This is a genomic window from Paraburkholderia terrae (genome assembly GCF_002902925.1).
Taxonomy (GTDB): domain Bacteria; phylum Pseudomonadota; class Gammaproteobacteria; order Burkholderiales; family Burkholderiaceae; genus Paraburkholderia; species Paraburkholderia terrae.
Genome location: NZ_CP026113.1, coordinates 2,352,698 through 2,369,517, shown reverse-complemented (window position 1 = coordinate 2,369,517; position 16,820 = coordinate 2,352,698). Strand labels below are relative to the sequence as shown.

The 16,820-nt window shown below is 61.3% G+C and carries 11 protein-coding genes; 5 read left to right on the top strand and 6 right to left on the bottom strand.

Annotation, left to right across the window (positions count from 1 at the left end):
- The first annotated feature begins 135 nt into the window (after positions 1-135).
- Both C2L65_RS40340 and C2L65_RS40335 read left to right on the top strand, forming a co-directional pair.
- Positions 136-1,434 carry an L-fuconate dehydratase gene (locus C2L65_RS40340; protein ID WP_042313397.1) on the top strand — a complete coding sequence of 433 codons (1,299 nt, stop codon included), beginning with the start codon at positions 136-138 and terminating at the stop codon, positions 1,432-1,434.
- Between the two features lie 31 nt (positions 1,435-1,465).
- Positions 1,466-2,188 carry a haloacid dehalogenase type II gene (locus tag C2L65_RS40335; protein ID WP_042313395.1) on the top strand — a complete coding sequence of 241 codons (723 nt, stop codon included), beginning with the start codon at positions 1,466-1,468 and terminating at the stop codon, positions 2,186-2,188.
- A gap of 53 nt (positions 2,189-2,241) precedes the next feature.
- Here C2L65_RS40335 and C2L65_RS40330 read toward each other — a convergent pair whose 3' ends face one another.
- The 6 genes from C2L65_RS40330 to C2L65_RS40305 form a co-directional block, all read right to left on the bottom strand.
- Positions 2,242-3,270 carry an alpha/beta hydrolase gene (locus C2L65_RS40330; RefSeq protein ID WP_042313393.1) on the bottom strand — a complete coding sequence of 343 codons (1,029 nt, stop codon included), beginning with the start codon at positions 3,268-3,270 and terminating at the stop codon, positions 2,242-2,244.
- Between the two features lie 40 nt (positions 3,271-3,310).
- A complete protein-coding gene (locus C2L65_RS40325) occupies positions 3,311-3,736 on the bottom strand; it encodes an organic hydroperoxide resistance protein (protein WP_042313391.1) in 426 nt (141 codons plus the stop codon).
- A gap of 178 nt (positions 3,737-3,914) precedes the next feature.
- A complete protein-coding gene (locus tag C2L65_RS40320) occupies positions 3,915-4,481 on the bottom strand; it encodes a TetR/AcrR family transcriptional regulator (protein ID WP_007739687.1) in 567 nt (188 codons plus the stop codon).
- Between the two features lie 171 nt (positions 4,482-4,652).
- The gene (locus tag C2L65_RS40315) at positions 4,653-5,303 is read right to left on the bottom strand and encodes an ureidoglycolate lyase (RefSeq protein ID WP_042313478.1); all 651 of its coding nucleotides are present in this window, start codon (positions 5,301-5,303) and stop codon (positions 4,653-4,655) included.
- Positions 5,304-5,484: 181 nt separating this feature from the next.
- A complete protein-coding gene (locus C2L65_RS40310) occupies positions 5,485-6,714 on the bottom strand; it encodes an MFS transporter (protein WP_042313386.1) in 1,230 nt (409 codons plus the stop codon).
- Positions 6,715-6,935: 221 nt separating this feature from the next.
- Positions 6,936-8,045, bottom strand: a complete 1,110-nt coding sequence (locus C2L65_RS40305; RefSeq protein WP_042313384.1) for an alkene reductase — start codon at positions 8,043-8,045, stop codon at positions 6,936-6,938.
- Between the two features lie 324 nt (positions 8,046-8,369).
- On the opposite strand from C2L65_RS40305, the gene C2L65_RS40300 reads away from it, so the two are divergent.
- The 3 genes from C2L65_RS40300 (at position 8,370) to C2L65_RS40290 (ending at position 16,816) form a co-directional block, all read left to right on the top strand.
- Complete coding sequence (locus tag C2L65_RS40300; protein WP_042313382.1) at positions 8,370-9,359, top strand: zinc-dependent alcohol dehydrogenase family protein; 990 nt, start codon at positions 8,370-8,372, stop codon at positions 9,357-9,359.
- 45 nt (positions 9,360-9,404) lie between these two features.
- Entirely contained in the window at positions 9,405-10,523 is a 1,119-nt protein-coding gene (locus tag C2L65_RS40295; protein ID WP_081921289.1) for a Gfo/Idh/MocA family protein, read from the top strand.
- A 695-nt stretch (positions 10,524-11,218) separates the two neighbouring features.
- Complete coding sequence (locus tag C2L65_RS40290; protein WP_063769793.1) at positions 11,219-16,816, top strand: discoidin domain-containing protein; 5,598 nt, start codon at positions 11,219-11,221, stop codon at positions 16,814-16,816.
- Positions 16,817-16,820 lie beyond the last annotated feature (4 nt).

The window sequence follows — 16,820 nt, the reverse complement described above, 5'->3', positions numbered from 1 at the left end:
GAGCGTTGTCAACGCGTGCAAACGCCTGGTAGGTCTTATCAGGGTGTACCCGTATCTACCGTTTTGACGAACGCACCAGGCGGTTCCTCTTCGCTAGCAGGTCAATGCCGGTAGCCATCCCTGGAGGGTGCTCAGATGACCACGATTACGAGGCTGTCCGTTCGCGACATTCGTTTCCCCACTTCTCGTTCTCTGGATGGCTCCGACGCCATGAATGCCGCGCCGGACTATTCCGCCACTTACGTCACGCTCGAAACCGATTCGCCACACAAGCTCACTGGACATGGACTGACCTTTACGATCGGGCGCGGCAATGAAATCTGCGTGACAGCGGTGAATGCGTTGACGCCGCTGATCGTCGGCAGGAAGCTTGAAGATATCGCTGAGAACATGGGCGCATTCTGGCGCGCCTTTACTTCGGATAGTCAATTGCGCTGGATCGGTCCCGATAAGGGGGCAATACATCTGGCTACGGCCGCGGTGGTGAATGCCGTGTGGGACCTTTGGGCGAAATCGGTTGGCAAGCCTGTGTGGAAGCTGCTTGTCGACATGAGCCCGGAAGAACTCGTGCGCTGTCTGGACTTTCGTTACGTGACGGACGCGATCACGCCTTACGAAGCGCTAGCGCTGCTGTATCGCCACGCAAAGACTAAAGGCGAACGCGAAAAGGAAATGCTCGCGCAAGGGTATCCGGCGTATACGACATCGGCGGGCTGGCTTGGTTACGACGACGACAAGATCCGCCGGCTCGCGCGCGAAGGCGTTGCGCAAGGGTGGACGCATTTCAAGCAGAAAGTTGGCGGCAATCTCGAAGAAGATGTGCGACGCGCCCGCATCCTGCGCGAAGAGATCGGCGAGAACCTGAAGCTGATGATGGATGCGAATCAGGTGTGGGATGTCGATGAAGCCGTCGCGAACATGCGGCGTCTTGCGGAGTTCGACCCATGGTGGATCGAAGAGCCCACAAGCCCCGACGATGTACTCGGTCACGCGGCTATTCGTCAGCGGCTGGGATCGATCGGTGTGGCGACGGGCGAGCACTGCCAGAACCGTGTGATGTTCAAGCAGTTGCTGCAAGCCAAGGCAATCGATTTCTGCCAGGTCGATAGTTGTCGTCTGGGCGGACTGAACGAAGTACTCGTCGTGTTGCTGATGGCGGCGAAGTTCGGCGTGCCCGTATGTCCGCACGCGGGCGGCGTCGGATTGTGCGAGTACGTGCAGCACATTTCGCTATTCGACTATATCTGCGTGTCGGCGTCGCTGGAAAACCGCGTGCTGGAGTATGTCGATCATCTGCACGAGCATTTCGTCGATCCCGTTGTTATTCGCAATGGCCGCTATATGCCGCCGCAACAGCCGGGATATAGCATCGAAATGAAAGCGCCGTCACTCGAAACGTATGTCTTCCCCGATGGCGAGGCATGGCAGCCTTGAGGCCGTCGAGTCACTGCAACTGGGTTTCCACATGACAACAGCTGACGTAAAGGCCTGCGTATTCGATGTTTTCGGCACGCTCGTCGACTGGCGAGGCGGTGTCGCGCGCGAAGCGGCCGCATTTCTGCAGAGGCATGGACGAAGCGCGCAGGAAGCCGACGCATTCGCGGATGCCTGGCGCGCGCAATATCAGCCCGCGATGCAACGGGTCCGCAGTGGCGAGCGTCCGTTCACGAAGCTCGATGTATTGCACCGTGAGAATCTCGAAGCGGTGTTGCGCGAGTTCGGCATCGACGCCGAACAGGTCGAGGCTACGGAACTCGACGATCTCAATCTGGCGTGGCATCGGCTCGATCCATGGCCGGATACCGTCGATGGACTCGCGCGGCTCAAGTCGCAATACATCATTGCGCCACTGTCGAACGGCAATGTCAGGCTGATGATCGATATGGCAAAGCATGGCGGCTTGCCGTGGGACGCGATTCTCGGCGCGGAAGTCGCGCAAGCCTACAAGCCATCGCCTGAAGCGTATTTGCGCACGGCAGAGATTCTGGCGTTGTCGCCGGGAGAGGTGTGCATGGTCGCCGCGCACAATAGCGATCTTGCAGCAGCGCAGAAGTGCGGGTTGAGAACCGCGTTCATCCCACGTTCCCATGAACACGGCGCGTCGCAAACAACCGATCTACAGCCGGAAGGGAATTGGGACTGGGTCGCAGGCGACCTTTTGGATCTTGCGAAGCAACTTGGCGTGTAAGTAAAACGCGGCACGATGGCGCAAGGCCATCATGCCGTTAAAAGGAACATCGATTACTTCAGGCGCGTCTTGATCTCATTCGCGAGTTGCTTCGTCGCGGCCTGTGTCGGCGCATCGGCAGCGAGGGCGTTGAGCAGACCGAAATCGTGGATCGTGCCGTTGTAGCGCGTCGTCGTGACTTCGTTGCCCGCTGCGTCGAGCTTGTGACCATATGCCTCGCCTTCGTCGCGCAGCACGTCGAATTGCGCAACCTGGATCAACGCGGGCGGCAGACCCTTCAACTCTTCTTCAGAAGCACGCAACGGCGATGCATAAATCTGCGCGCGCTGCGCAGGGTCCTTCGTGTACGCGTCCCAGAACCATTGCATCATCGCACGGGTCAGGAAATGCTTGTCGCGATACGCGAGGTACGAACCGTCGTTGAAGTTGGCATCCGTGACGGGCCACATCAAGCCCTGGAAGCGGATTTGCGGACCATGCTTGTCCTTCGCCATCAGGCTGACGACGGCGGCCATATTCCCGCCCACGCTGTTGCCCACCACGGCGAGGCGGCTGCCGTCCACGCCGATGTCGTTGCCGTGCTCCGCGACCCACTTCGTCGCGGCATACGCCTGGTTGATCGCGACAGGATAACGAGCCTCGGGCGACGGCGTGTAGTTCACGAACACGGCCACTGCGCCGGACTGCACGACCAGGTCGCGTACGAGGCGTTCGTGGGTCTGGAAGTCACCGAGGATCCAGCCACCGCCGTGGAAGAACATGAACACCGGCAGCGTGCCCGTCGCGCCTTGCGGACGCACGATGGTAATCGGCACGCTGATACCGTCCTCTTCGATGGTGCGGTTCGACACGTCGATGCCGGACAGATCGACTTTCACGCCGTTCTGCGCATCGACCAGCACCTGACGCGCCTTCGCGGGCGGCAGCGTGTTGAGGGCGGGGCCCGTGCCGCTGTTGAGCTGCTTCAGGAGTCCCGTCGTGACGCGGTCGGGCGTCGGTTGCGTGGTGGGCGTTGCGGCGGCGGCAATCACGGCGTTCGCGGCGAGAACGGCGGCAAGGACGAGTGGCTTCAGGGCTTTCATTTTTTTACGCTCCAGTGTTCTGTCTATGAGGCGAAGTCGATCAAACCAGCGTCAACGTGACGTCGATGTTGCCGCGCGTTGCATTCGAGTACGGGCACACGATGTGAGCTTTGTCGATCAATGCCTGAGCGACGTCGCGCGGCATGCCCGGCAGCGAAATCTTCAGTTCCACTTCAATGCCGAAGCCGTTCGGAATCGCGCCGATGCCAACGCTGCCGTCGATCGACACGTCCGCCGGAATCGCCGTCTTGTCGCGCGCCGCGACGAACTTCATCGCGCCGAGGAAACAGGCGCTGTAGCCTGCCGCGAACAGCTGTTCCGGATTCGCGCCTTCGCCGCCCGCGCCGCCGAGTTCACGCGGCGTGACCAGTTTGAAATCGAGCTTGCCTTCGGGGACGACGGCGCGGCCGTCGCGGCCTCCCGTGGCGTGAGCGTGGGCGCGGTACAGAACTTTTTCGATCGACATGATGTAACTCCTGACTGGAAATAGTCGAGTGAACTGCATTTTGCTATCTACTACTAGATAGACAGCCGGGCAAATCTCTGTGCTTCAACAACATCTCTCTACATCCGCTATTTATCTACTAGAAGATAGATAACAGGGTTCAACAAAAGGCGGTCTACAGCAACCGCCTCGAATACCGTTACTTCGAAACCTTCCATGAAGCCTCGACATCTTCCAGCCGAGCCTTCGTCCTGAACAGCCGGCTTGCCAGCACGCTGCCCTGGTAAGCGGCGTACAGCGCTCGCGCCGCGTTTTCGGGCTTGCCGTTGACGTGCAACGTGCGCTCCTTGACGCCTTGTGCCAGCACCTTCGCGAGCCAGCTTTCGTTGGCCTTGAAGAATGCCTGCACGGCTGTGCGCACGTTATCGGGCAATGCCTCGATATCCGCGGCGAGCATGCCGCACAGGCAGATCTGGTCGCCTTCGCCAAGGGTTCTGCCGAACAGCTTCGTGTACTTGCCGAGCTTCTGATCCGCTGGAAGAGAAGACTCAATGGAACCGAGCGCGCCGAGTATCTCGTTGCTGTACTGGCTGACGGCTTCGAGCACCAGGTCGTCTTTCGACGGGAAGTAATAATGGATGCTCGAAGTCTTCACCCCAACCAGCTCCGACAGGTCGCGGTAGCTAAACCCGTTGTAGCCGCGCAGCATCATCAACGTGATGGCGTGCTCCAGAATCTGATCGCGAACGGTAGTGGTCGGTTCCATGGGTTGAACTGTATCTACTACTAGATAGACAGTCAAGCACTTTTTTAGCGGGTTCATGAAGGGTTCCGTCGACGTGCTGACGCGTTCGCTCCATCGACGTTGCGGGCGGTCTGGTCTTCCAGTACACCGGTGGTTCGTCGCGAACCGCCCGCTCGATCTAGCGTTCAAGCCTTACGGATAGACGATAGGCGCTTCGAGCAGACAACCGAACTCTCGCGCGAACTCGACCGACACGCGTGCATGAACCGCGCCCTGCTCGTCGAAGAAGCGCTGTGTCCCGCCAAGCGTGAACACGCCTTCGTGCCAGATGTTCGGATGAATATAAAGCCCCTGCCGTCCATCGAAGCGAAAGCACACGAACTTCTCGGGTGTCACATCGTCGCCGGGCAAGGCCAGCGGAACATAGAACGGCCGGTGATCGAGAGGGAAGAACAACTGTCCGCCATCCGGGTGGTAGTTCGCGTGCCAGAGCAGCATGCGTTCGGGCGGCGCGGCGTTGTCTTCTCGCGCTTCGTCAGGCTCTGTCGCGTACGCCAGGACATAGTGACCGCCCACCGCCTCGTTGCGACCGTAGAGGATGTCGCCGCGCCATTCGCTGACGAAGACGCCTTTCGTCGTCCCCGCCTCGTCGCCCGTGCCGGGATCGATCGGCCTCGATCCCATCGCGGGCCATTGCACGATTTCGACCCGGCATTCGTTCGGGTCGTCTACGAGCCTGCCATAGCCGTCGAGTGTCGCCGGTGTCGCGTCGACGACGGGCATGGTCACGCGCCGAAGTCCCTTAGGAAGCGCCGGGTTCAGATAGTCGATCGGTGTGGACATCGTCAAAGCCTTTCAGGAGTCGGAGTAGTGGGGCATTGCGCGAAGATGATACTCGAACACTGTTTCGGCTGATTCCTGGTGCAAGATTTCTTTGCGCGCAAATATCCGTGATAGCCCCGACACACAGACCTCATTCAAACGAGCGACCGGCCGAAGAACAATCGTGCGGCGGGAAAGGCACTCATTCTTCGAGCACGCTTACCAATGTGCGCCGTGTCGTTGCGAACGATGCGAGCACCGCAAGCCCCAATGCCGACAGCAGCACGCCAAGATGCATCGCGCCTGTTGCACCCGCGTGATCGACAGCCACGCCGCCCGCGAGCGAACCCGCGGCGATGGCGGTCTGCACGGCGCTGACGAACAGCGCCGATGCGGCTTCCGGTTGCTTCGGCGAAGTCATCTGCATCCACACGCTCAGGCCCAGCGGAATCGCGCCGTAGGCGATGCCCCAAGCGAGCACACCAGCGACGACCGCGCCGTGCGTGTGCGCAAACGCAGGGAGCGCTACGAGCGCCACCATCACGAGCGCAGTCATCGCGAACAGCGACAGCCGCGGATGCGATGTCACGAACGCCGACGCGACGAAGTTCGACATGAAGCCGACGACGCCGAAGCCGAGCAGCAGCGCCGTCACCCATGTCGCGCCGAGCGACGCGTTGTCTTCGAGAAAGGGCGCGATATACGTGTACGCGCAGAAGTGGGCACCAAATAGCAAGGCAACGAGCAGCAGGCTGCGCATCACCGTCCCGCGTGTGAGCATGCGGCCGAAGTCGGCGATGCGAGCAGCCGCGCGCGGCGGCAGATCGGGCAGCAGCGTCGCCTGCATCAGCAGCGCTGCGAGCGCGAGTGCGGCCGTCGCGAAGAACGAGACGCGCCACGACGACAGTTCGGCAATGAACGTCCCGAGCGGCACGCCGATGACCGTCGCGAGCGTGATACCCATAAAGATCGCCGCACTGGCTTTGGCGCTTTCTTCTTCCGCGACGATCTGTCCAGAGACGCCGAGCGCGACGGTCCAGAATCCGCCAAGGCTGATGCCGAGCAACGCGCGTCCAACAAGCATCGTCGCGAAGTTGGTTGCGAGCGCCGCGACGAGGTTAGACGCGACCAGCGCGACCGACAGCAACAGCAGAATCGAGCGCCGGTTCAGGCGACCCGCGGCGAGCAGCAGCATCGGCGCGGAGATGGCCGCGATGAGTCCGGGCGTGGTCGTCATCAGACCTGCCGTGCCGGGCGTGACGCCGAGGTCTGCGGCGATCTTCGGCAGTACGCCGACGGGCAGATATTCCGTCGTCACGAAAGCGAACGAGCCGAGCGCGATGGAGAACACCGCGAGCCAGCGTCGTTGGCTCGTGGTGGATGAAGACGATATGGGCGCATCGGCGAGCGACGCTGATTGATCGGTGCTCATGTGAAAAGCTCCAGCAAACGCGCAGCCGTCGACGCGCGCGAAGCGGATCGCGCGTGGCGGCTGCGAAGTGCAATGAGAAGAAAACTGAGGAAATGAAGAGGCAGCGTCAATTAAGGCAATTGACGCGCACTATCGGTGGCGATTGACGCTGGAAGCGACCATGCGTGGACGCATGATCGCTTCCGGTTGCGCTACGAATCAGTTGTTACAGCTCACGCATCTCACGCAGCGACAGCAGCCTCGTCGTGGAACGCATAGTCGGTGTAACCCACGTCCGTGCCACCGAAGAACGTCGCGCGATCGTACGGGTTCAGCGACAGACCTTTGCGCAGACGCTCCGGCAGATCCGGGTTCGCGATGAAATGGCGTCCGAATGCAACGAGATCGGCATCGCCCGATTGCAGGATTGCTTCGGCGCTTGCGCCATCGAAGCCGCCCGCCGCGATGATCGGCCCATGAAAATGCGCACGCAGCGACTTCGCGGCGACGGGTTGCTGGTCTCGCGCTTCGTCCTCGACGTTGCCCGCGATGCGCGGCTCGATCAGGTGCAGATACGCAATGCCAAGCTTGTCGAGTTCATCGGCCACATACGTGAACAACGCTTCCGGGTTGCTGTCGGACATGTCGCCCCACGAGCCGCTCGGTCCGAGACGCACTGCAACCTTGTTCGCGCCCCACACGGAAATCACGGCACGCGTCGCATCGAGCAGCAAGCGAGCGCGGTTGGCGATCGAGCCGCCGTACTCGTCCGTGCGCTTGTTGCTGCCGTCCTGCAGGAACTGATCGAACAGATAGCCGTTCGCGCCGTGCAATTCGACGCCGTCGAAGCCTGCCTTCACGCCGCGCTCGGCGGCCGCGCGGAAGCTCTCGACGATGCCCGCGATTTCAGCCGTTTCCAGCGCGCGGTTCGGCGTATTGGGGACCCAGCCCGCTTCCGTGTACGCGACGCCGCCGTGCGGCACTTCGGAAGGTCCGACGGGGCGGCCGCCATCGGGCTGCAACTGTGCATTCGATTGACGGCCCGCGTGATAAAGCTGAAGAAAGATCTTGCCGCCTTTCGCATGCACCGCATTGGTGACGGCTTTCCAGCCGGCGATCTGGCTGTCGTCGTACAGGCCGGGTGCGCCGAGATAGCCATTGCCGTTCGGCGCGGCGATGGTGGCTTCGCCGATCAGAAGCGCTCCCTGCGACGTACGCTGCGCATAGTATTCAGCCATCAGCGGGCCGGGGCGCGCGCCGCTTTCGGCGCGCATGCGGGTGAGGGGGGCGAGGACCACGCGGTGCGCGATGTCGTGCGAACCGACCGTGACTTTCGAAAAGAGTTTGGACATTTCAATCTCCACAATCCAGTGATTCAGGGAAGCTGCTGCGCAGTGCCGGTGACCGGCGACGCTTGACGCTAATGTAGATGCGGCGATGCGCCAGAAAAACAGCCCACGGGTTCGCTCACTTTGGACATCCGTGTCCGCAATCGCTCGAGCGTTGCTGCACGGGGCTTCGCCCGTCGAAAAGGGGATTGTTGGCGGCAAAAGAACAGTGATGTCGGCGATGCCGCATTTATCCTGCAAAGGGCGATTCCGATAATCCGAACCACTTGAAGGGGCGTTTCGTTTCGAGGCGCCTGTACTGGATGGATTGAACGAGAGGAACGAATCATGGCGAAAGTCATTACCTTTGCGCAGCACGGTGGCCCCGAGGTTTTCGAGTACACGGAAATCGGCATGCCCGAACCTGGCGCTGACGAAGTGCGTATTCGTGTGAAGGCTATCGGCCTGAATCGCGCGGAGTCGATGTGGCGGCGCGGCGAGTATGTCGAGGCGGCGAAGCTTCCCGCGCGCGTTGGTTATGAAGCGTCCGGCGTGGTGGATGCCGTTGGTGCGAACGTCACGCATGTGGCCGTCGGCGATAACGTCAGCACCGTGCCTTCGTTTTCGATGAACGATTACGGCGTGTACGGCGAACTCGCGCTGGCGCCCGCGCACGCTGTCGTGAAGAGTCCCGCGTGGCTTTCGCACGAAGACGCGGTGGCGATCTGGAACGTGTTCATCACGCCCTACGCAGCATTCACGGAAAACGAGCGCGTCAAACCTGGCGATGTCGTGCTGATTCCCGCAGCGTCGAGCGGGGTGGGCATCGGTGCGATTCAGGTGGCGAAGCGTCTGGGCGCGACGGCCGTTGCGCTCACCCGAACGCGTGAGAAACGCGACGCGCTTGTCGCGCTCGGCGCCGACCACGTAATTGTCACCGACGAAGAAGATCTCGTCGAAGCGGTGCAACGCATCACCGAGGGACGCGGCGCGGACCTCGTATTTGATCCTGTCGGCGGCAAGACCTTTGCGCGTCTGATCGACGCGACGCGGCCCGGCGGCACGATCCTGCTCTATGGCGCGTTGAGTCCCGACGACACCGTATTGCCCGTGTTGCCACTACTCTATAAGCGCATCACCGTGCATGGATACAACCTCTTTTCGACGACCACGGACGCGCAACGCCAGGCCGATGCGGCGGCATTCATCTTCGACGGACTGCAGTCGGGCGCGCTCAAGACGGTAATCGCGCATCGCTTTGCGTTCGAGCAGATCGCGCAGGCGCATACGGTGCTCGAACGCAACGAGCACTTTGGGCGCATCGTGGTGTCGGTGTGATACGGGTGCCATCACCGTCTGTCATTCAATGGAGAATTCAGAATCATGGAAGCATCGCTTAATGTGCCATTGCGCGTTGGCGTGATCGGCGTCGGCAACTGGGCGAGGCACGGTCATTTGCGCGTGCTCGATCTGTTGCCGCAATACACGCTGCAAGCCATCTATAGCCATCGGCGCGAAGCCGCCGAAGCAGCGGCACGCGAATATCGGATCGGCCGCGTGGCTGAGTCGATCGACGAACTCGTCGAAAGTCCCGACATCGATCTCGTGGTCGTGCTGAACACAGCGCCGCAGCATGCGCAGACGGTCAAGCGTGTGATCGCCGCGGGCAAGCATGTGTACTGCGAATGGCCGTTGACGACCACGCTCGCTGAATCAGAAGAGCTTTTGCGACTGGCCGAGGAACGCGGCGTGCGTCATGTCGTCGGCTTGCAAAGGCGTCTTGCGCCGCATAACCGCTATGTGCGCGACCTGATCCAACAAGGTTACGTCGGCGAACTGCGTTCGGTACGCATGCATGTGAGCATGAACTACTTTCAGGCGACGCGTTCGCGCGCGCTCGAATGGACCGTTCCGTTGGTGAACTTTTCATCAGTGGTTTCGATCTATGGCGGACACTTTCTCGACATGCTGTTTTCGGGAACCGGCTGGCCTGTTTCCATCGCGGCACTTACGCCTAACCAGTTTCCGTCGGTGACGATTCGGGAGACAGGTGTTTCGATACCGACATCGACACCCGATCAACTCGTACTCGCCGGCATGTTGAACGACAGGGCGGTGGTGTCCGTTCATATCGAAGGCGGCAAGCGCAACGGCTCAGGCGTGCAGATCGACATCACCGGGACCGAAGGCGATTTGCGGATCACGAACGCATCGGCTTTCGGCGATGTGGGCGACGACTATGCAATCTTCGGCGCGCACGGCGACAAGCAGCCGCTCGAACCGCTTGAAGTGCCTGCAAGCTATTTGCGCCTTCCGGAATCGGATCTGCCTTCCGCCGTATTGGAGCTGGCCGAACTCTATTGGGCTTATGCGCACGACGTGACGAATGGCACGCGCACTGCACCGACTTTCGCGGATGCGGTGCATATGCATCATCTTATCGAGAGCGCGCAGAGATCTTTTCTCTCGCGTGAGTTCGCGCAGTTGAATCCCACAATGTAGTGCGCGATTGAAACGGTGGAGCAATGTTGCCCACTATGCAACATGGTGTTGCCTACATTGTTCTTGCATTAGAAATTTGATGAATGTCTAATGCCCGACCGGATGAGTGGCTGTGAGCGGACTGAAAGCTTGTGCTAAATGGAAATTGATTTGAGAACTTTCCATTAGGTGACAGGCTTGAGGTTTTGTTGCTCATTTGAAATTGTTCGTAACATCACCGTCATAAAACTAAAGAAAAATGCTGCGCCAACGCTAGGTTCGATCAGAGTACTAGCCATAGCACTGGAACGGGGAACCTCACATTCCATGCGATGCCGATCGGAATCGGGCACCAGGTACTAGAAGAAATAGATCACTACAACTATCACCTTAAGATGAAAAATTAAATAGTGGGATTGGGGCGTCTTTAGACGAGCGTATTCAAATCGAAGAGCAAACGTTTGCCTGGCATTTGAAACGTTCGGCAAAAAAATTGAAAAGTGGCGAAGTCGTACTCACCGGTGCAGCAGGCGCATCTCGCGCTAAAGCACCGGCGAGCGCGCGTGCTCGTGCGTCGATAACGTTGCGCGAAACGGCGCGAGCGTAAAGCCACATCTATTCAAAGAAAGACCGGGAAGAACGACAAGGAAACCATAATGCGCTATCGCGTTCGGTTGTTTACGGGGCAGCTTGCGTGCTGTTTAGTAGTACTTTGGATGATGTTGCTTTGCGTTGCGACTCACGCTGTCGCGAGCGAAGCGCTTCCGCCATCCAATCACATCAGGATCAATCTGGGCGCGACGCCCTGGAAGTACGTCAAGGACAATGACGACGCCAACGCGATGCAGCCGGGTTTCAACGACTCGGGCTGGGCACAGGTTGGCGTCCCGCAGACGCCGTCGGACAACGACACCTTCCTTAACTGGAAGTCGGGTGGCGACCAGGGATATTTGACGGGCAACATCAACTGGTACCGCAAGCACTTCACGCTCGATCCGTCCTTTGCGAACCGCAAGATCTATATCGAGTTCGAGGGCGCGCATACGGGTGCGCAGGTCTATATCAACGGGACGTTGATTCGCGGCAATAGTCAGATCAACAAGGACGCGACGCACGTGCTCGGGTTCATTCCGTTCATCGTCGATATCACGAACTATGTAAAATTCGACGGTACGGACAATGTACTGGCCGTGAAGGTCGCGCGCGGCGACAAGTTCTTCGAGTCGCCCGATTTCGCAGGTGCATTCCGTTTCGGCCAGGACGATACGGGCCTGTTCCGCCCCGTGTGGATGCACATCACGGACCGGGTACACATTCCCGAGAACATCTACGCCGTGCTCAATACGTGGGGCACGTATGTCGCGACGGTCACGGCGAGCACGTCGTCGGCGACGATCCGTGTGCAGACCAATGTACTCAACGAGTACTCGACCGATCAGAAGGTGACGTTGACGACGCAGATCGTCGACGCGGGCGGCACCGTGGTGGTAACTGCGCAGGATACGCGCACCGTGCCCGCCAACGTGCAGCCGGGCTTGCAGCCCACCTTGTTCGATCAGGTGATGACGGTTCCCAATCCGAACCTCTGGTATCCGAACAACAGCATCTACGGCAAGCCGTATCTGTACCGCGTGATTCACTCCGTCAGCATCGACGGCGTGGTCGTCGATACGACGGAAAGCCCGCTTGGTATCCGCACGATCACGTGGGACCAGAACTTCCCGATCATCAACGGACACCCGCATTATCTGTGGGGCGCTTCGGGCCGTTACGACTATCCGGCGCTCGGCTCGGCCGTGCCGCCTGAACTGCAATGGAAAGACCTGAACCTGCTCGCGCAGGCGGGCGGCAGTCTGTACCGTCCGGGCCATTCGAGCCAGGGCCGTGATTTTCTCGATGCCGCCGACGCCTACGGCGTGATGATGGTTCAGCCGAGCGGCGAAGGCGAGGGCGGCTTCGCCGTCATCTGCACGGCGGAGACGGCTGCCGGCGTCAAGTGCATGACGCAGAACAACGTCACGCTGAAGACCGAACTGCATCGCGACATGATCATTCATGATCGCAACCATCCGTCCGTGCTCGCGTGGGAAGCCGATAACGGCGCAACCGACACGGCATTCGCGCAATCGCTGAAGGCGCTGTCGCAGGTGTGGGACCCGATCAACACGCGCGCCCAGGCCGACCGCACGCCGAATCCGAACAACGGCGACATTCTCGGCTGCAGCGGCAACGGCTGCGACATCAACGTCAAGAAGGACTACCCGAATTCACCCGCGTGGGGCTCGGAGTATTGGGGCGACGGCGTCGGTCGATGGAAATACGACTTCGAACTGGCGTTCGCCGTCAAATATCTGAAGACCTGGGTGGAGAGCGTAGCGGGCAAGTCGTTTGGTATTGCGCACTGGTATCTGGCCGATACGCCGGGTGAAATCAACACGCAGACCGACGGAATCGCGCCGGAGGCCGTGCGTGGCAATGGCGCGTCGATGATGGACGCGAACCGTCTTCCGCGCCTGATCTACTACATCTATCAGGCGGCGTGGACGCCGTTCGAGATCAAGCCCGTGGTCAAGCTCGCGCACACGTGGAACCGCGCCGGCACCGTGACCGTCAATGCGTTCAGCAACTGTCCGGCGGTGCGGCTGCGCCTCAATGGCGAGCTGATTGGCGGCGACCAGGTGCCGAATCCGACGTCGATGGATCCGACCGATCTGACGCAGAACACGACGACCCTGCCGACGCAGGTTCACTGGGACAACATCAAGTGGGCGCCGGGGACGTTGACGGCGGAGTGCCTCGACAACAACCGCCAGGTCGCGGCGTATGACTCGCTGGTGACGGCAGGCCCTGCCGACCATATCCTGTTGACGGTCGAACCCGAACTCGTCAAGCCGAGCGGCGAATCGTTCGCGCTGACCGCGAACGGCACGGATGCCGCCGTCATCACGGCGACGGTCGTCGACGCGAACAACATTCGCGTGCCGGATGCATCGCAGACCCTGACGTTCAGCGTGAGCGGCCCCGGCACGTATCGCGGCGGCTCCGACCATGACGTGACGCCGGACCAGCCGCTGTCGTATCACGCGCCGGGTGACCCGAACCTGTCGGTCGAAGGCGGCATGACGCGCATCGCGGTCAAGACGCAATTCACGCCTGGTGCTGTCACGGTCACGGCGACATCGCCCGGCCTCGGCAGCGGCACGACGACGTTCAACGTCGTGCCGACCAACGCGCAGCAGACCTTCAACGGCAATGCGCTCGTGGTCGGTCCGCAGCCGCCCAGCGTGCTGAAGATCATCACGCAACCGGCCGATCAGATCGTCACGCAAGGGCAGAGCGGGCAGTTCTACGTGCTGTCGGCGGGCGCGGCGCCCATCAGCTATCAATGGATGAAGAACGGCGCGGCCATTCCGGGCGCGACCGGCTACACGTACACGACGCCCGCTGTGCAATCGGTCGACAACGGCGTCACCTACAGCGTCGCCGTGCGCAACGCCAACAGCAGCGTCACGTCGCGTGAGGCGAACTTGAAGGTCGTGCAACCGGCTGCGCCGACCATCACCACGCAACCGTTGTCGCTGAGTATTACGAGTGGACAGAGCGCGGAATTCACGGTGGTCGCGGCCGGTTCGCCCGTGTTGTCGTATCAGTGGCTGAAGAATGACGTGGCCATTCCCGGCGCGAACCAGCCCGTGTATGACACGCCCGCGACGCAGACGTCGGATAGCGGCTCGGTCTACAAGGCCGTCGTGACCAACAGCGCGGGTACGGTGACGTCGGCGGGCGCAACGCTGACGGTAAGCGTCGCGACGCCGCCCGTCATCGTGTCGCAGCCGCATAGCCAGAGCGTGCCGTTCGGTCAGAGCGTGACCTTCAACGTGCTCGCGAGCGGCTCGGCTCCGCTGAAGTATCAATGGACCAAGGACGGCAAGCCGTACGGCACGAACTCGGCAAGCATCGTGATTGCGTCGGCGCAGGGCAGCGATGGCGGCAACTACGCCGTCACGATCACCAATAGCGCAGGCAGCGTCACTAGCGATCCGGCCACGCTGACGGTGAGCGGCGCGGACAACAGCAACCTCGCGCTCAACGCGAAGGCGATGTCGAGCAGCGACCAGAACGGCGGCCTGACGGCGCAGAACGCGGTGGACGGCTCGGTCGCGTCGCGCTGGTCGTCGGCGCCGGAGATCGATCCTTCGTGGATCACGGTCGATCTCGGCTCCATCCAGACCTTCAACAAGGTCGTGCTGATGTGGGAGAACGCGGCTGCGTCGGCCTACAAGCTTCAGGTATCGAACGACAACAGCAACTGGACGAACGTGCTGCCTAACGACCAGATCATCGCGGGTCATGGCGGCACGGAAACGACGGTGTTCCCGAGCACGTCGGCGCGCTATGTCCGCATGCTTGGACTGCAACGCGCGACGCAGTACGGCTATTCGCTGTTCGAGTTCCAGGTGTTCGACGCGCCGCAATGCGGGAGCGAGACCGAGCGCTTCACGTTGCTGGGCGCGAAGCCGGGCACGTGGACTTCGACGATCGCAGGCCTGCCGTCGGGCCCGTATGTGCCGAACGTGAAGGACAACGTCAGCGGCCTCGTGTGGCAGCAGTACTACACGACGTTCCCGAACCAGGGCGCGCAGTTCACGCAGACGGTCGCGAAGCAGTATTGCGCGGCTATCGGCATGCGCCTGCCGACGCAGAACGAAGCATTGACGGTGGCTCGCTCGAACTTCGCATCGTGCGCGTTCCCGGCTCCGTGGGGCACGTGGACCACGACGGGTGTGCCGAATGCGTCGACGCAGGCGTATCTCGCGTTCTCGTCGGGGCAGTCGGTTCCCGGCATCATCGACAACACGCCGGGCTGGTCGCTGTGCGTCTCGGGCAATTCGGCCGATGCGCCCATCATCTCGGCGCAACCGGCGAGCGTGAAGGTCAGCGAAGGGCAGGCAGCGCAGTTTTCGGTGGGCGTGACGGGCACGGGTCCGTTCAGCTTCCAGTGGATGCGCGGCACGACGGTGGTGGCGATCACGACCAACCCGACGTACACGACGCCGCCGACCACGGTCGCAGCCGACAACGGCGCCGCGTATAGCGTCGTCGTCAGCAACGGCGGCGGCAGCGCGACCAGCGCGACGGCGATCCTGACCGTGACCGCGGCAACAGGCGGCAATGGCGGCGACGGCGGCGACGGTGGTGATGGTGGCAACGGTGGTGATGGTGGCAATGGTGGTAACGGCGGCGACGGCGGAAATGGCGGCGTGCCGAGCGCCAATCTCGCGCGCGGCAAGGTCGCGACGTCGAGCGGCGTGCAGGACGAAGGCTATGCACCGAAGAATGCTGTCGACGGCAACCTCGGCTCGCGCTGGTCGTCGGACTTCAACGACGACGCATGGATCACGGTCGATCTCGGCCAGCAGACGCAGTTCGACCGCGTCGTGCTGAACTGGGAGAACGCTTACGGCAAGGCCTATCTGCTTCAGGCGTCGAACGATAACCAGACGTGGACGAACATCATCCCGCAACGTGCCGGCGCGGGCGGTGTCGAGGATATCTCGCTGCCTGTCACGAATGCACGCTATGTCCGCATGCAGGGTGTGAAGCGCGCGTCGCAGTACGGTTATTCGCTGTTCGAGTTCGAGGTCTACAACTCGGCGGCGACGCCGAAGCTGACGGTCACGGCGAGCAGCAGCGCCAACGGCACGATCAGCCCGTCGGGCGCAGTTAGCGTGATCCAGGGCGGCTCGCAGACCTTCACGGCGTTGCCGGCAGCCGGCTACGGCGTGGGTTCGATGACCGTGGATGGCAAGAACCTCGGCGTGCAGTCGACGTACACGTTCACCAACGTCATCGCGGAGCACAGCATCAGCGTGAACTTCGTGCCGTTGTCGGCAAGCGTGAATCTGGCGCAGAACCGGCCGGCGACGTCGAGCGGCGACGAGAACGACAACACGCCGCCCACGTTGGCTGTGGACGGCAACACGGGCACGCGCTGGTCGTCGAAGTTCATCGACCCGTCGTGGATCGCGATCGATCTCGGCTCGGAGCAGACCTTCAACCGCGTGGTGCTGAACTGGGAGAACGCGCACGCGATTGCGTATCAGATCCAGACCTCGCACGACAACGTCGACTGGTCGAACACCGTCTACACGACGACGGACAGCAAGGGCGGCGTGGAAGACCTGTCGTTCCCGGCCACGACCGCACGTTACGTGCGTCTCTACGGCACGAAGCGCTCGACGGACTACGGCTACTCGCTGTTCGAGTTCGGCGTGTACAACAACGTCTCGTCGACGCAGCGCGCGCGTCAGTAACGCG

Bases quoted from the DNA above. Each gene is read 5' to 3' on its own strand.
- C2L65_RS40295 (WP_081921289.1), top strand. From the start codon at position 9,405: ATGGAAGCATCGCTTAATGTGCCATTGCGCGTTGGCGTGATCGGCGTC.
- C2L65_RS40340 (WP_042313397.1), top strand. From the start codon at position 136: ATGACCACGATTACGAGGCTGTCCGTTCGCGACATTCGTTTCCCCACT.
- C2L65_RS40335 (WP_042313395.1), top strand. From the start codon at position 1,466: ATGACAACAGCTGACGTAAAGGCCTGCGTATTCGATGTTTTCGGCACG.
- C2L65_RS40330 (WP_042313393.1), bottom strand. From the start codon at position 3,270: ATGAAAGCCCTGAAGCCACTCGTCCTTGCCGCCGTTCTCGCCGCGAAC.
- C2L65_RS40305 (WP_042313384.1), bottom strand. From the start codon at position 8,045: ATGTCCAAACTCTTTTCGAAAGTCACGGTCGGTTCGCACGACATCGCG.
- C2L65_RS40290 (WP_063769793.1), top strand. From the start codon at position 11,219: ATGATGTTGCTTTGCGTTGCGACTCACGCTGTCGCGAGCGAAGCGCTT.
- C2L65_RS40325 (WP_042313391.1), bottom strand. From the start codon at position 3,736: ATGTCGATCGAAAAAGTTCTGTACCGCGCCCACGCTCACGCCACGGGA.
- C2L65_RS40300 (WP_042313382.1), top strand. From the start codon at position 8,370: ATGGCGAAAGTCATTACCTTTGCGCAGCACGGTGGCCCCGAGGTTTTC.
- C2L65_RS40315 (WP_042313478.1), bottom strand. From the start codon at position 5,303: ATGTCCACACCGATCGACTATCTGAACCCGGCGCTTCCTAAGGGACTT.
- C2L65_RS40320 (WP_007739687.1), bottom strand. From the start codon at position 4,481: ATGGAACCGACCACTACCGTTCGCGATCAGATTCTGGAGCACGCCATC.
- C2L65_RS40310 (WP_042313386.1), bottom strand. From the start codon at position 6,714: ATGAGCACCGATCAATCAGCGTCGCTCGCCGATGCGCCCATATCGTCT.